Annotated in this window: 27 protein-coding genes and 1 pseudogene; 10 read left to right on the forward strand and 18 right to left on the reverse strand. The window is 28.6% G+C overall.

The genetic code is table 11. The annotated features are described in order from the left end of the window. Positions 1–13: 13 nt before the first annotated feature. Positions 14–205: a hypothetical protein gene (locus ACI389_RS05135; RefSeq protein ID WP_294007809.1), complete on the reverse strand. Its 192-nt coding sequence runs from the start codon at positions 203–205 to the stop codon at positions 14–16. Positions 206–306: 101 nt separating this feature from the next. Continuing rightward, positions 307–810: a hypothetical protein gene (locus ACI389_RS05140; protein WP_439780475.1), complete on the reverse strand. Its 504-nt coding sequence runs from the start codon at positions 808–810 to the stop codon at positions 307–309. 508 nt (positions 811–1,318) lie between these two features. Between ACI389_RS05140 and ACI389_RS05145 the strand changes: the two genes are divergently transcribed. Beyond that, positions 1,319–2,308, forward strand: coding sequence for a hypothetical protein (locus ACI389_RS05145; protein ID WP_439780476.1), 990 nt, complete (start codon positions 1,319–1,321; stop codon positions 2,306–2,308). 80 nt (positions 2,309–2,388) lie between these two features. Here ACI389_RS05145 and ACI389_RS05150 read toward each other — a convergent pair whose 3' ends face one another. After that, positions 2,389–2,655, reverse strand: coding sequence for a hypothetical protein (locus tag ACI389_RS05150; protein ID WP_304096275.1), 267 nt, complete (start codon positions 2,653–2,655; stop codon positions 2,389–2,391). Positions 2,656–2,999: 344 nt separating this feature from the next. Here ACI389_RS05150 and ACI389_RS05155 point away from each other — a divergent pair, with 344 nt between their 5' ends. The 9 genes and pseudogenes from ACI389_RS05155 (at position 3,000) to ACI389_RS05195 (ending at position 7,262) form a co-directional block, all read left to right on the forward strand. Continuing rightward, complete coding sequence (locus ACI389_RS05155; RefSeq protein WP_439780477.1) at positions 3,000–3,371, forward strand: hypothetical protein; 372 nt, start codon at positions 3,000–3,002, stop codon at positions 3,369–3,371. Positions 3,372–3,391: 20 nt separating this feature from the next. Further along, positions 3,392–3,643, forward strand: coding sequence for a hypothetical protein (locus tag ACI389_RS05160; RefSeq protein ID WP_304091896.1), 252 nt, complete (start codon positions 3,392–3,394; stop codon positions 3,641–3,643). A gap of 166 nt (positions 3,644–3,809) precedes the next feature. Then, positions 3,810–4,625, forward strand: a pseudogene (surE, locus tag ACI389_RS05165) (5'/3'-nucleotidase SurE). Positions 4,626–4,639: 14 nt separating this feature from the next. Then, the gene (locus ACI389_RS05170; protein WP_439780478.1) at positions 4,640–4,996 is read left to right on the forward strand and encodes an MmcQ/YjbR family DNA-binding protein; all 357 of its coding nucleotides are present in this window, start codon (positions 4,640–4,642) and stop codon (positions 4,994–4,996) included. Between the two features lie 189 nt (positions 4,997–5,185). Further along, positions 5,186–5,485: a GNAT family N-acetyltransferase gene (locus tag ACI389_RS05175; RefSeq protein WP_304096281.1), complete on the forward strand. Its 300-nt coding sequence runs from the start codon at positions 5,186–5,188 to the stop codon at positions 5,483–5,485. Between the two features lie 454 nt (positions 5,486–5,939). Continuing rightward, the gene (locus ACI389_RS05180) at positions 5,940–6,224 is read left to right on the forward strand and encodes a hypothetical protein (protein ID WP_439780479.1); all 285 of its coding nucleotides are present in this window, start codon (positions 5,940–5,942) and stop codon (positions 6,222–6,224) included. 20 nt (positions 6,225–6,244) lie between these two features. Further along, complete coding sequence (locus tag ACI389_RS05185) at positions 6,245–6,613, forward strand: hypothetical protein (RefSeq protein WP_439780480.1); 369 nt, start codon at positions 6,245–6,247, stop codon at positions 6,611–6,613. Positions 6,614–6,625: 12 nt separating this feature from the next. Continuing rightward, entirely contained in the window at positions 6,626–6,910 is a 285-nt protein-coding gene (locus ACI389_RS05190) for a hypothetical protein (RefSeq protein ID WP_439780481.1), read from the forward strand. A 67-nt stretch (positions 6,911–6,977) separates the two neighbouring features. Continuing rightward, a complete protein-coding gene (locus tag ACI389_RS05195; protein ID WP_439780482.1) occupies positions 6,978–7,262 on the forward strand; it encodes a hypothetical protein in 285 nt (94 codons plus the stop codon). 285 nt (positions 7,263–7,547) lie between these two features. Here ACI389_RS05195 and ACI389_RS05200 read toward each other — a convergent pair whose 3' ends face one another. The 15 genes from ACI389_RS05200 to ACI389_RS05270 all read right to left on the reverse strand — a co-directional run bounded on the left by ACI389_RS05200 (position 7,548) and on the right by ACI389_RS05270 (position 12,307). After that, positions 7,548–7,805: a hypothetical protein gene (locus ACI389_RS05200; protein WP_439780483.1), complete on the reverse strand. Its 258-nt coding sequence runs from the start codon at positions 7,803–7,805 to the stop codon at positions 7,548–7,550. 17 nt (positions 7,806–7,822) lie between these two features. Beyond that, entirely contained in the window at positions 7,823–8,236 is a 414-nt protein-coding gene (locus tag ACI389_RS05205; protein ID WP_439780484.1) for a hypothetical protein, read from the reverse strand. 144 nt (positions 8,237–8,380) lie between these two features. Further along, positions 8,381–8,728: a hypothetical protein gene (locus tag ACI389_RS05210; protein ID WP_439780485.1), complete on the reverse strand. Its 348-nt coding sequence runs from the start codon at positions 8,726–8,728 to the stop codon at positions 8,381–8,383. A 9-nt stretch (positions 8,729–8,737) separates the two neighbouring features. After that, positions 8,738–9,055: a hypothetical protein gene (locus ACI389_RS05215; RefSeq protein ID WP_439780486.1), complete on the reverse strand. Its 318-nt coding sequence runs from the start codon at positions 9,053–9,055 to the stop codon at positions 8,738–8,740. Between the two features lie 20 nt (positions 9,056–9,075). Then, the gene (locus tag ACI389_RS05220) at positions 9,076–9,234 is read right to left on the reverse strand and encodes a hypothetical protein (protein WP_439780487.1); all 159 of its coding nucleotides are present in this window, start codon (positions 9,232–9,234) and stop codon (positions 9,076–9,078) included. Beyond that, positions 9,231–9,392: a hypothetical protein gene (locus ACI389_RS05225; protein ID WP_439780488.1), complete on the reverse strand. Its 162-nt coding sequence runs from the start codon at positions 9,390–9,392 to the stop codon at positions 9,231–9,233. Before ACI389_RS05225 ends, ACI389_RS05220 begins: the two co-directional genes overlap by 4 nt. After that, positions 9,392–9,667 carry a hypothetical protein gene (locus ACI389_RS05230; RefSeq protein WP_439780489.1) on the reverse strand — a complete coding sequence of 92 codons (276 nt, stop codon included), beginning with the start codon at positions 9,665–9,667 and terminating at the stop codon, positions 9,392–9,394. The genes ACI389_RS05225 and ACI389_RS05230 overlap by 1 nt, the downstream gene beginning before the upstream one ends. Beyond that, a complete protein-coding gene (locus ACI389_RS05235; protein ID WP_439780490.1) occupies positions 9,660–9,956 on the reverse strand; it encodes a hypothetical protein in 297 nt (98 codons plus the stop codon). Before ACI389_RS05235 ends, ACI389_RS05230 begins: the two co-directional genes overlap by 8 nt. Next, positions 9,953–10,093 (reverse strand): hypothetical protein, encoded by a 141-nt coding sequence (locus tag ACI389_RS05240; protein ID WP_439780491.1) that lies wholly within the window; start codon positions 10,091–10,093, stop codon positions 9,953–9,955. Before ACI389_RS05240 ends, ACI389_RS05235 begins: the two co-directional genes overlap by 4 nt. Positions 10,094–10,244: 151 nt before the next feature. Beyond that, entirely contained in the window at positions 10,245–10,550 is a 306-nt protein-coding gene (locus ACI389_RS05245) for a hypothetical protein (RefSeq protein WP_439780492.1), read from the reverse strand. After that, entirely contained in the window at positions 10,547–10,768 is a 222-nt protein-coding gene (locus ACI389_RS05250; protein WP_439780493.1) for a hypothetical protein, read from the reverse strand. Before ACI389_RS05250 ends, ACI389_RS05245 begins: the two co-directional genes overlap by 4 nt. Continuing rightward, positions 10,765–11,181, reverse strand: coding sequence for a hypothetical protein (locus tag ACI389_RS05255; RefSeq protein ID WP_439780494.1), 417 nt, complete (start codon positions 11,179–11,181; stop codon positions 10,765–10,767). Before ACI389_RS05255 ends, ACI389_RS05250 begins: the two co-directional genes overlap by 4 nt. A gap of 218 nt (positions 11,182–11,399) precedes the next feature. Then, positions 11,400–11,753: a hypothetical protein gene (locus ACI389_RS05260; RefSeq protein WP_439780495.1), complete on the reverse strand. Its 354-nt coding sequence runs from the start codon at positions 11,751–11,753 to the stop codon at positions 11,400–11,402. A 54-nt stretch (positions 11,754–11,807) separates the two neighbouring features. Then, positions 11,808–12,059 (reverse strand): hypothetical protein, encoded by a 252-nt coding sequence (locus ACI389_RS05265; protein ID WP_439780496.1) that lies wholly within the window; start codon positions 12,057–12,059, stop codon positions 11,808–11,810. A 2-nt stretch (positions 12,060–12,061) separates the two neighbouring features. Beyond that, a complete protein-coding gene (locus tag ACI389_RS05270; RefSeq protein WP_439780497.1) occupies positions 12,062–12,307 on the reverse strand; it encodes a hypothetical protein in 246 nt (81 codons plus the stop codon).

Genomic DNA, 12,307 nt, shown 5'->3' on the forward strand with positions numbered 1-12,307 from the left:
TCCAATACTTTTTTTATTTATTCTTTTTAGAATAGTTCATCCTAATTAAATTAAAAGCAACAACAAGAATTAATATAATCACTCTCCAGTACCAAGCAATTGGAGCAAAAAGCAAACAGTAAAGTAGAATTACTCCAACTATTCCATGTGTAAGAAGATTTTTCCAGTCTGTTAAATATGTTTTTAATCCGTCAATGAGTTTCATCGCATTACCTTTATTTTTTTAATTAATTAAATATTTGAACTTTATATTATATTAGAGTACTGATTATCAAATCAGTTCTAAAAATGCATTTTTTAAATCTGTTAGAAATCTCTTTTGAGTTTCAACACTTGTACTTGAAGTGATAAAAAGGGATTTAAATCTTCAAGTTCAACTAATAAAAGCTTTCCTGTTTTTGTTCTGCATGCATCCACTCTTTGAATTCCATATTTAATATCATTCCATTCAATGAATTTTCTTGCAAATTTAAGATCATCTTCTGTTGGTACATATTCCTTGAGTTCCCAACGTTTTTTTGAATTAGGTGTATACATTGAATATTCAAATTTTTCATTGATAAAATAAAATGAAACTTCATATTCGAAATCTATTGCCGGTTCTATTAGCATTTTCTTCCCTTTTAAATCTTTATTCAGTAATTCCTCATCAGAAAGTTTTTCAAGACCTATTGAATCCGCCCCATCCTTAGGTTTTATTATATAAAAATCAGACTTTGGAAGTTTTTCAAAATTGTTAATATCATCTATTGTGGGGATTACAGGATAATTATTTTCTGTTAATTCAATAAGATAATGTTTACCGTTCATATCTGCTTTTCCTGTGATTTCATTAAAAGTTAAAAGGTCTTTTTCATGTACTCTTGATTTGAATAAGTCATATTCTTTCTGATAAAAAATAACAGAACCAGTATTTCTAAATACAATTAGATCTGCATTATCTTCAAAAACTTCAGCATCTTTTGGATGACATATTGCTATGTTAAAATCCTTCTTGCAATTGTTTTATGATAAATAAATCTTCTTCGTAGTAATTTCGCCCTTTTGCTTCATAAAAAAGATCAGTTAAATAAAGAATGCTTTTCATATTATCCTCTCAGTTAATTATCTTTTAATATTAATTAAAACTTATTATAATACATTAATTATATATATTATAAGAAATATATTGCATATGGTATAAACTTGATATAACTTGATATTTATTAGTTTATAAGTTGTACTATTAATGGATGATAATTCAAGAAAATATTGTTCAGAATTTAATGAATTTGTAAAAAAGCTTTATTAAAATACATATTCTAAAAAGGAGATTTTTATGAAAAAAGTAATTTTAGTAATATTAATGCTTTTTACATTAGCTTCAATCGGATTCGTATGTGCAGATGATTCTTCAGATGATGTGGAAACTGGACATATGTATATCCGTACAAATGGTGAATTCAATCCAAAAGACGTCGACAGTAATAAGACATATACAAGTAACTCAGTAACAGAATATCTTCCAATCACTAATTCTGGTGGTTCTTATAAGGGATCTTTGAATCAGGTATCTGTAAATGTTTCTGCTCTTAAAAAAGATGGGGAGGAACATGATGATGTTTGGAGTCATATTGTTGATAAAAATGGCAATGATATAAGTAAGGGCAGTTCCACAGGTGAAGTGAACTTAAACAAATATTTCAATATTTCTGATGAATTTGCTAATTATTTAAATGAATTGGGAAATAAGGGAATTGGTTATAATGAGAATGTATCTAATACAATCTTAAAAACCTGGTATCCAGATATATGGGAAAACGTAAATAATTTACATATCAATACAACAAAAGATGGATATAAGTTCTTTGCTTATGTTATTAAAAAACAGTCTGATGGAATACATATTGATGGTGTTTTAGTCTCTGCTTTCGTATTCAAAGTAGTTGAGATTAAAAATGACGTGAATGGTGAAAATCCTGATGCTGATATTGGGGAGATTCTTAAGAAGTTGGATGATGATATAAGCAATTATGATGATGAACCGGAGAATCTTACTGCAACCAATACAACTGAAGACACAATTGAAGATGACTTAAATAATGATACAACAGAAAACACAACTGGATTTGATCCATTGGGTGAAGAAAATGTTGATACTGTATTAGAAAATAGTTCTGATGATGATGTTTCAGAAGAAACCAATGAGCCTGAAGTATCTGATTCAAATGAACCTAAAATAGTAACTGACAGTCACGCTACTGGTAATCCAATATTGTTGATCATTATTGTTATTGGTTTGCTTGCTGGAGCATATGTAAAAAGATAAAATTCTTAAATAGTAATTTCCTAGGGCATCACTGCCCTATTTGCTATTTTTTTAATATAACTTTTTTTAAAAAAAATAGATTAATTTGCACTTGGTTTAATTGGTGCTAAATTATTTAATTCATTGATTTGAGATAAAATTTTACCTCCATCATTGAAAGTATTGTTGTTAATGACGTATACATCTATCAATGCTTTTTTATCATTTATTTTAACTATTTCAAGTGAACCGGTAAGTTTTAAACCGTCATCCGTATAATTGCTGATCTTTCCAATATCAATATGTAAAGTATTGGCAATACTTTCATAATATCTGCCGTAATCTGCATCAGCATATCCAACAACCATTTAATGAATATTGTCTTTAATTGCTGAATGCACTCATGTTTTATTAAAATCATTGGGTAATTTTATATCATTTATATCGATGTTACTGTATGCTTTATCATCATGAGCCGAAGCAACACCAATGGCCAATAATAAGAAGATTAAAATAATCATAATTTTTTTAAACATATAATAACTCCTTTTTTTGTTTATTATAAATATATAATTTCATTGTTAAATATTTTTTACAAAAAACATACGGAAATTAACTTTAATGTAAAAAACAAATAATAGACGGTAGAAAAATTTGCAGAAATAAATCAATGTTAATAAATGCAGCATTAAAAAAAGGAATGTGGTTTTTGATGACAAATTATATTAAATTCTGTTTAAAAATGATACAGAAACACGAAAAAGAGTATCCTGATTTGCCAACTGATATACTTGTAGATATTATAGATGTAACTTTAAATCGAGCTCCTGCATTATATTTCACACGAGAACAATTGCAAAATCATCAAGAATTCTGTATTATGTGTGGAAAATACTGTAAATATTTGGATTGCAAATATTTTAATGGTAAGACCTGTGATAATCATGGTGCACATTATACATTTTGTAAAGACTATCCATTGTATGATTTGGAGGGTAATGTGGCTTTGGCATTAGATCCAGAATGTAATTTTGCAATTAAAATAGCTGAAATAGCATTGGATAAAGAAATTAAGAAAAATTAGATTTATTGGGTGTTGATTAAATGATTGTGTATAGAAGACAGCTAACTGAAGATGATATTTCCCAATTAAAAAAAGATGAGCAATTGATTTATTATTATAACAATAATATAGCATTTACTGTAAATAATAATGTCGGAGAATATGTTTTGAGAAAAAGATTGATATATGATGATAAATTGCTTGAGGAACATTCAGTTAGAACAATTGCTCAGGTTATGAAAATAATAAAAATTAATTCATTGAAAGTGAAAATAGGGCAAAAATATCACTGATAATATCTGTTTATATTGATAAGTTAATAGTAAGAGGAATTGGTGAATATAGGTGGGCAAAAAAGAATTTTGGTTGATGTTAAAAATTAATATGGTTTTTTTAATGGAGAATATTTTATAATCAAAAGATTAAATATTATTAATTAATACACTTTAGGATGATATCATGAATATTTTAATATCCAATGACGATGGAGTTAATGCACCTGGAATATTGGCTGCAAAACAGGCTGTTGAAGATTTGGCTAATGTATATGTTGTAGCACCAGATAAGAACAATAGTAGTGTGGGCCGTCGTATTTCACTGTTTAAACATTTGAAACTTGAATCATGTGAACTTGAAGATTGAAGCAAAGCATATTCTGTTTCAGGTAGTCATGCAGATGCAGTAATTGTTGGTGCTGATTATGTAATGGATGAAAAACCGGATTTGGTGATAACCGGAATAAATCAGGGTGTGAACATTAGCTGTGATGTAACTTCATCAGGTACAGTATGCGCTGCCTTTGAAGCGGTCAGTATGGGAATTCCTGCAATTGCAGTTTCATTATTCATTGATCCAAAAACTTCTTACAAACAAGACGAAAATGGGGAATGGTATGTAGATTATGACTTCACTTTAGCGAAAAAAGTCTTGCATGATTTAGTATTGAAGATTATCGATAAAGGATTCCCTAAAGATGTTGACTTATTTAATTTAAATGTACCGACAAATCATGAATCTGAAGAGGTCAAGATTACTAATCTGTCACACAACATGCTTGACAAGAAAGTCATCGATAATACTGATGAGGAAAAAAGTGAAATCTTCAATTATCATCTAGAAGAAAATCAGAAAAGTGATGATTTAATCATGATTGCATCAGATCTTATTAAGGAATATGAAGAGGGAAGCGACGGATATGCATTATTTGTTGAAAAATGCCCTAGTTTAACTCCACTTAATGTTGATATGGCTTCTAAAAATCTAAAAGAGTGGTAATTTGGAGATTTATAATGAACCGTGATGAACTGGAAAATTATATTTTAGAAAATTATTCTTCAGAAATTGACTTTCCATGGGCTAAATTCCCAAATTATGAAGTATTCCGTCATAAAGATAATAGAAAATGGTTTGCTTTAATTATGGATGTTTCAAAGAATAAACTTGAATTGGAAGGGGATGAAAGTATGGATGTTGTAAATTTCAAGTGTGATCCAATACTTATAGATTCATTAAGAAATGAGAATGGCTTTTTTCCAGCATATCATATGAATAAAGAGCACTGGATTACTGTTTCTCTCGATGATGTTTGTGATGAAAAAATAAAGATGTTATTGGATATAAGTTTTGAATTAACTTTATCTAAATAATTATTTTTATCGATTTTTAGTTGAATAATGCATAGAGTTAAGATAATGATTCGTGAAATGGAAAAGTATGGCTGGCAGAGGGTTTTGGAAATATACTTTCAGGGTTTGGAAAGTGGGATTGCAACCTTTGAAAGAACATGCCTCACATATGATGGTTGGAACTAAAATCCTTTGTCATTTTGTCGTTATGTGGCTGTTGAGAAAGATAAAGTTGTAGGATGGATTGCACTTAGTCATACATTAAGTAGAGCTACCTATAGTGGATCTGTAGAAGTGAGAATATATGTTGATGATTCTTTTAAGCAAAAAGGAATAGGTTATAAATTAATGCAGGAAATTATCCGTATTGCTCCTAAAAAAGGTATTTGGAGTTTGTATGCAGCAATTTTTTCGATAAATGTTGTAAGCATTAAATTTCATGAAAAATGGGGGTTTAGAAAAATTAGATATCGAGAACGCATAGATAAAGACAAATTTGGAAAATGGTAGAACACAACACTAATGGAATTTAGATGGTAATTATTTTGTCAATAAAACTTTAGTTTTTCATGTTTTCATTCTATTTGTTGTACTTTTTGAATGTTTTCTACTGAATTATTCAAAACCTCATTACTACTCCAAATAAAAAACGAACTGAAGAGGGATAAATAAAATCCCTCTCTTCAAATTAAATTTTTATATTTTTTTATTATTTAAATTTTATCAAAAGAGGTGAAACAACATGTTAAGCATACTACAAATAATAAACTTAATATTATTAATAGTATTAGCAATATTATTATACAGAAATCATGAAAACAAACTCGTAATAGCACTATTCATAATAAGTGCAATCATATTTATTTGTGGGATAATAATCCCATAAATAAAACAATTTAAAGGAGGCATAAAAAAAATGGCTGAATACACAAGCATAAGAATAAGAAAAGACTTATCCGAAAAAATGCAACTAATCAAAGCACAAAACAACTACAAAAGCATCAACGAACTACTTGACAAAACACTAGACAAAACAATCAACGAAAAACTCGAAGTAATCCAAGAGCAAGCATTATTCTATGTAGGTGAAACACCAATAACATGGACTGATTTAAAAACAAGTACAAATGGTACAACATGGAGTCAAAGAAACGAAACAGTAACAGTATTATTCAAAGATAATCAAGGTGCTTTCCTCAGATTTGAATACAATGATGAAGTAGGGGTAGAATACTACCACTTCATATAAACTTATTTTGTATTTACTGAATGTTTTCTACTGAATTATTCAAAACTTTAAATAAAGCAATTAACAAATATGATAATATAAAACACAATACTCTTTTACATAGGAAGAGTGGTGGTGATTTTTTCATTGAAGATGTTGGTAAAATTGGGACATTTGAAACTCCAATTTCAACCACTTTTAATAAAAATGCTGTAAAGGATTATGGGGATTTTCATATTACAATACTTGCGCCAAAAGGAGCTAATGGAGCATATATCGAAGAAATAATGAAAAAGGGAAATAATAAAAATCATAATTTGGATGAGTGGTTATTGCCCTTAGGCACTAAATATAGAACATTATATAAAAATTATAAAACAAAAGAAGCAGTAATTATATTATTAACTTAAGGAAGGATACTGATGGGAGAAAGGAAATATGAAATCAATGTTGAAAAATTAAAAGAATTTTATAATGATTTTAAAAGTTTAGAAGATTGGATTCCTCATTTAATTCAAATGTACTTGCCTGTGGAAGTAGCTGTTACTGTTGGTTCAGAAGTTAAGAATAAGGATTTATGGTGGGATAGGATTATGGCTCATCAAAGAGCTAATCCTTATGAAGATTATTATGATTATATTAATTGGAAAATTGAATCTTTCCTTGCGAAATACCCTTATTTTGGACCTATTTTCAGTATTTACTGAATGTTTTCTACTGAATTATTCAAAACTAAAGAAGCTGTAATCATATTATTGACATGAAGTGATTAGAATGGGTGAACAAAAATATGAAATTAATAAAACTGTTTTAAAAGAATTTTATGAGGAATTAATGGCTTTAGAAGATTGGATTCCTTTTGAAATTAAAAGTTCATTACCTCTAGAAATATCTATGAAATTAGGTTCTAAAGTTAAAAATAAGGATTTGTGGTGGAATAAAATTATGGAGCACCAAAGGGCTAATCCTTATGATGATTATTATGATTATATTAATTGGGAAATTGAATCTTTCCTTGCGAAATACCCTTATTTTGAACCTATTTTCATTAAGAAATAATTACTCTTCAAATGCTCTCTCTCATTAATATTTTTTAATAAACAATTTAAAAATTATATTCTAAACTTATGATGGTGGTATATTATGAAATCAAAATTTTCGTATTTACTGAATGTTTTCTACTGAATTATTCAAAACAGTAATAGAACAGATAGTTTACAGTAAACCGAAGCAAGACACAATACAAAACATATAGGAATATGAGTATGGTTTTACTATTATATTTATATCTTCAAGGTCACTTATAAATATTACTAAAAAAACATTAGAAAAAAATAGTTGATTTTAGAAAAGCAACTCCAAATTATAAACTGGAGTGCCCAATAAATTAACATCTTCAAAAACATGTTTTGCAGCTATCCCATACCTTTCAGGATGATCATAATAATGACAATCATCTTCATATAAATTTCTGATGAAATCTGGATCATTTTTTAATAATTCATCGTATATGAATTCTAGTTTTTCTTCTTTTGTTGCAGTGTATGTTCCTGGTTCTAGGAATAGTTCAATGACTCTTTTTTCATATTCTTCATAGGTCATTGGGTATTTTTTTTCATTCATTTTTTCATCCCTTCATCTCTTATTCTTTCGGCATCATCATAATCTTTACCTTTATACACATTGTTATTTATAAAATATTTAGCTTTTTTATATTTACTTTGTTTTCCTGTGTATTCAAAGAAAATAATAGGTTCTTCTTTATATTCTTTAGGGTTTGTTTTGTTTCCTTTTTTCCAACTTTCTGGATAAAATTCATATACTCCTTCACACCAGCTGCGTGGTTCAAAACCACAGTGCCTATAAACTCCATAATTACCTGAGTAACTATCAAATTTGGTCCCACCATTTTTAATAGTGAATTCTAATAATGCTCTTATGGAATCTTTTTTACCATTTGTATTTGTACATACACTTATGATATCACCATCGGGTTTTACTGCGGCTGTACTTCCATTTTTGGTGACATACATTTTGCATTTTGATTTAATATAGTCTTCAGGAGTGTAATTTAAATCAACTCTCCATGCTTTATGTTTAGGGTTTTGAATAATTCAGTAGAAAACATTCAGTAAATACGAAATAGATTAAAAAAAGAACAAAAAGAAAAAGAAAAATTATTTTAAATTATATTTGGCAAGATAATCAAACTTATCTTCATTAGAACATTCTATATTATTATCACAAATCCATGCAATAACTTTATCCATTAATCCTTCAGAATATTTTGAAATAAAGATTTCTATGTCTTTTAATTTCACATCAGTTTCCCAATCACAGGTGTTAAAAATATCTTCCGCACTCCATTCTAAAACTGTGAAATCACCTATAATAACCAATGCTTGGAATGCAGTAATTTTAATTTGATTATTTGTATTAGGAACATAAAAATAACGATTTTCATCATCATACCAATAATCTTCATTATTAAATTTAATTAATCTTTTAAATTTATCAAAAACCATAATCATCCCTCATGTTTTTAGTTTTAGTCTTTTTCTTTCACGAAAAATTAATAATTTTTCAGTTTCCCAATCACCAGAAGTATGATTTCCTAAATGCCCGGTTCCAATCCAATTATTATTTTGAGTAACATTTTTATATCTTTTTCTAAATTGCCTAACTCTTTCACAGGTGTGCTCTAAATTTGAGTATTTTTTACAATCATCTGAACAATATAATGTTTTGTTTTGGAATTTTATAAATGTTTTTCCACAATAATTACATTTACTAACATAAAAACTGGTTTGTATAGATCCATCATCAAGTTTTATATCTTTTTTAAGCAACATAAGTCATCATAAAGAGGATTTTATTTTTCTTTCCATATTGGGCAACGTGTTAAACCACCGGATGAATTAACTTCTTTTCGTTTCTTTGAACATGCTAACTCCCATTTAGCAAATTGTTCATCCACAGGTACTGGAAACTTGAATTCGCATGTATCACAAGTATGATATTCAGTAATCATAATTTCACCTCATTCATTTTATTTAACACAATTAGCCAATCTTCTTTTGTAAGACTAACATAACCTAAAGGAGTTTTAAAACAGACACGTCCTTTATGCCTACCTTCTTTGATGATTTTTACATCAAATTGAGATGCAACATAATCATGGAAATTCATTAGTATTCAACTCCAAGACTTTTTGCTAATTGTTTCAAAGATGATTTACCCATATCCGTTCGCTCATGATGAATAGCTTCAATCAATGATAATCTAAAATGGATAATTTCATTACTTATATTCTCATTTGCTTTGTGTAATCTTCGATTACTATCATATAACTGATTTGCTAATAAGGTTACATCTGAAATTTGATTAGTTTCATCACCATTTAAAGTGTCAATGAATCTCCAATGCTCCCCATTAACCCGATATTTAAATCTGTTTTCATTCATGTCTTATCATCTCACAGGAATCATCAAAAGTACAACCAACATATCCTATTAAATATTCAGGACTCTCAAATCCAAAATCCTCTTTTAAAAACTTAATAAAATTATCTGGATAATTATACTTCCAGAAATACTCATCATCTTCTTTGGCTTTTTTCTTTGCTTTTTGACGTGCAATTTCAATCATCTTGCGAAACTCAATTTCAGTAAACTTTTTTTCATGCACTAAAATATGATGTTCAAAATCACTGTATGCAAACGCTTGAATTTCATAAATAAATTTTTTAGTCATTTGAATCTTCCTCTAAAAGTATGATTATTACCCCATTGGTAGAGAATATTACACCGGATAGGATACTCTAATTTACATGGATAATTTTTATTATCCTCATCTAAGCAATCACAGTTTTTACAATCTTTGGAAATCATTTCATATCATCTTCCTGTAACGTTCTTGTCTTTCGTCAAATTTATCTAAAGCTTTTAGATCATCATGGAAAAGAATATAAAAAAGGATTAAACCAGCCACTAGACCAGTAGTTAATCCTAATAAAAAAATTATTCCTATAATCATTCCTCATTAACTCCTTATTATCCTTTCATTGATTTTAGATTCCACAAGTTCCAAGCCTACAATTTTATCAAAATAGATAAAACTGCTGCTGTGAGTTTGTAATGAATAGCAAGCAAAACCATCTTCACAGATTTTAATCGCAGCAAATCTGCTCAAATCCAATGTTTCCATTTCATCTTTACTGAATCGAACATTTAAATAAAAATTAACATTATCATTAGTTCCCATTAACTTTTTAACATCCTCCAATTCTGTTATGAAATGATTAATAAGGTTATTATTTGATACATCAATGTTAAAGACCATCCTCATTTTAAAGGCACCCCCAAATCAAGTACAGCTTCCTTGTTTTTAAGTTTCATTAATTGTTTCTCCAGGTATTCTGCATACTTGAAAATTTTCCTGTCTTTCAAACTTTCTGCCTTGATGATCAAAACATCACTGATTAAAAAATCAATATCAATATTTTCACTTTCAATTGGTTTTGCAGGCAAATCTTTTGAAATAGTTAAATTACCCATATCACTCATGATTTAATCTCCATTCTATGATAAATTACTGCTTTTAAAAAACTAATTCTACGAGTCAAGTAATCAACTCTTAATTCCAATTCATTTTTCTCATTGATTAATTCTTTAAGAGTAATTCTAACATGATGTGCTCTTGTATCATCATTTGCTCTTCCGTAAAGTTCTTTAAAATCAATATCATCAACATATTTGATATTGAATTCTTTTTGGGAATATTCATCTTTGACATGGAGTAACTTTTTTTCTTTTTGACTTAGTTCCTCGATTGATTTATTCCATTCATCCATTATGTCTCCATCACTAAGTAGCCAAATTGGTTTTGGACCTATTGGTGGTTTTTCATCTGTGTTTAAATTGGTTAGTCTGTTTTCATCGTGAATGGTTTTCATTCTTTTATGAACATTGCTTGTCATGTTTTTTACCTCTTTTATAACATTGTTATTTTATTTCATTTATTTTGAAATTAATATTAATAATAATATTAATAATAATTCCCCTTGTAAACAAAAATGTAAACATTAAAATTGGACTTTATCAAAAATTAACATATGTTGACATATGTACATGGGTCGACATATGTTGAATTTGCATAAAAACAAAAAATAATGTATACAAAAATGTTTACAAATATTCATTTTCTCGGAACCTCTGCAAAATTGACAATATTCAAACCAGAAACACGACAATGCTCCAACAACAAATCAAAAGGAACACCATTACGTTTAGCAATCATCTTAACCTGATTCTTACCAACATGACCTAACTTCCCATGAATCCTATTAATACTAACCATACCATCATCCAACACAAAAGAATTCTGAGCTTTATTCAAACGTTCTTTACGATAAGCACATAACTTATCCTCCAAAACATTAATCTCATCACGCTTATCTTGAATTTGCTGAAGTAATTCATCCTCAGCATCATTATTCAATTCTAAAAATAACCTTAACTGATTCTCACAAAAATCACTTCTACTTTCCAATTTAACCCTGCAGACTCCCAAACTTCCTCATCAATAGTGATGCAAACACTTTTCTTACCCATCATTACCACCATTTTCAAGTTCAGCTAATTCCATTTCAGCAGCAATCAAATCAATTTTTAAATTATTAATCCTCTCTTTCAAAATACTTTTTTGCAATTCAACTTTTTTTCTTGGATCCACCATGTAAATAAGATACCATTCCACTGCATCCCTAACCGTGAACCCATAATCATTCATCAACTGTTTCGCTCTAGCAGTAACTCTACCACTAACCACCTCAGGAAAATCATCACCAGACCTCATATTCACACCAGCCTAGATTGTTTAGTAGTGCTTAATTTATTGTAACAAGTATTATCATCAAATAATGCATGATTTACTTGAGTTCTTAATTCTTTTTTAACAGCACGGATATGTTTACATTCATGTTTACGATAATAGAAATCTTCACAGGTGCAAATCCAACTGTCCTGGAAATCCCATGAAACCCTATTTTTACCATCATCAACAATGAAACTGAAACATTCCAAGGTAACATCAGGAGTTGGCAT

Origin of the sequence: Methanobrevibacter sp. (assembly GCF_051877095.1) — an archaeon.
Classification (GTDB): Archaea; Methanobacteriota; Methanobacteria; order Methanobacteriales; family Methanobacteriaceae; genus Methanocatella.

What these genes read in the sequence shown, in the direction of transcription:
- ACI389_RS05210 (WP_439780485.1), bottom strand. Translation starts at nt 8,728, where the DNA reads ATGGTTTTTGATAAATTTAAAAGATTAATTAAATTTAATAATGAAGAT.
- ACI389_RS05240 (WP_439780491.1), bottom strand. Translation starts at nt 10,093, where the DNA reads ATGATTTCCAAAGATTGTAAAAACTGTGATTGCTTAGATGAGGATAAT.
- ACI389_RS05265 (WP_439780496.1), bottom strand. Translation starts at nt 12,059, where the DNA reads ATGAGGTCTGGTGATGATTTTCCTGAGGTGGTTAGTGGTAGAGTTACT.
- ACI389_RS05190 (WP_439780481.1), top strand. Translation starts at nt 6,626, where the DNA reads ATGGGAGAAAGGAAATATGAAATCAATGTTGAAAAATTAAAAGAATTT.
- ACI389_RS05245 (WP_439780492.1), bottom strand. Translation starts at nt 10,550, where the DNA reads ATGAGGATGGTCTTTAACATTGATGTATCAAATAATAACCTTATTAAT.
- ACI389_RS05145 (WP_439780476.1), top strand. Translation starts at nt 1,319, where the DNA reads ATGAAAAAAGTAATTTTAGTAATATTAATGCTTTTTACATTAGCTTCA.
- ACI389_RS05250 (WP_439780493.1), bottom strand. Translation starts at nt 10,768, where the DNA reads ATGAGTGATATGGGTAATTTAACTATTTCAAAAGATTTGCCTGCAAAA.
- ACI389_RS05255 (WP_439780494.1), bottom strand. Translation starts at nt 11,181, where the DNA reads ATGACAAGCAATGTTCATAAAAGAATGAAAACCATTCACGATGAAAAC.
- ACI389_RS05195 (WP_439780482.1), top strand. Translation starts at nt 6,978, where the DNA reads ATGGGTGAACAAAAATATGAAATTAATAAAACTGTTTTAAAAGAATTT.
- ACI389_RS05230 (WP_439780489.1), bottom strand. Translation starts at nt 9,667, where the DNA reads ATGAATGAAAACAGATTTAAATATCGGGTTAATGGGGAGCATTGGAGA.
- ACI389_RS05215 (WP_439780486.1), bottom strand. Translation starts at nt 9,055, where the DNA reads ATGTTGCTTAAAAAAGATATAAAACTTGATGATGGATCTATACAAACC.
- ACI389_RS05155 (WP_439780477.1), top strand. Translation starts at nt 3,000, where the DNA reads ATGACAAATTATATTAAATTCTGTTTAAAAATGATACAGAAACACGAA.
- ACI389_RS05170 (WP_439780478.1), top strand. Translation starts at nt 4,640, where the DNA reads ATGAACCGTGATGAACTGGAAAATTATATTTTAGAAAATTATTCTTCA.
- ACI389_RS05140 (WP_439780475.1), bottom strand. Translation starts at nt 810, where the DNA reads ATGAACGGTAAACATTATCTTATTGAATTAACAGAAAATAATTATCCT.
- ACI389_RS05150 (WP_304096275.1), bottom strand. Translation starts at nt 2,655, where the DNA reads ATGGTTGTTGGATATGCTGATGCAGATTACGGCAGATATTATGAAAGT.
- ACI389_RS05160 (WP_304091896.1), top strand. Translation starts at nt 3,392, where the DNA reads ATGATTGTGTATAGAAGACAGCTAACTGAAGATGATATTTCCCAATTA.
- ACI389_RS05185 (WP_439780480.1), top strand. Translation starts at nt 6,245, where the DNA reads ATGTTTTCTACTGAATTATTCAAAACTTTAAATAAAGCAATTAACAAA.
- ACI389_RS05225 (WP_439780488.1), bottom strand. Translation starts at nt 9,392, where the DNA reads ATGAATTTCCATGATTATGTTGCATCTCAATTTGATGTAAAAATCATC.
- ACI389_RS05180 (WP_439780479.1), top strand. Translation starts at nt 5,940, where the DNA reads ATGCAACTAATCAAAGCACAAAACAACTACAAAAGCATCAACGAACTA.
- ACI389_RS05205 (WP_439780484.1), bottom strand. Translation starts at nt 8,236, where the DNA reads ATGTATGTCACCAAAAATGGAAGTACAGCCGCAGTAAAACCCGATGGT.
- ACI389_RS05270 (WP_439780497.1), bottom strand. Translation starts at nt 12,307, where the DNA reads ATGCCAACTCCTGATGTTACCTTGGAATGTTTCAGTTTCATTGTTGAT.
- ACI389_RS05235 (WP_439780490.1), bottom strand. Translation starts at nt 9,956, where the DNA reads ATGACTAAAAAATTTATTTATGAAATTCAAGCGTTTGCATACAGTGAT.
- ACI389_RS05200 (WP_439780483.1), bottom strand. Translation starts at nt 7,805, where the DNA reads ATGACCTATGAAGAATATGAAAAAAGAGTCATTGAACTATTCCTAGAA.
- ACI389_RS05135 (WP_294007809.1), bottom strand. Translation starts at nt 205, where the DNA reads ATGAAACTCATTGACGGATTAAAAACATATTTAACAGACTGGAAAAAT.
- ACI389_RS05220 (WP_439780487.1), bottom strand. Translation starts at nt 9,234, where the DNA reads ATGATTACTGAATATCATACTTGTGATACATGCGAATTCAAGTTTCCA.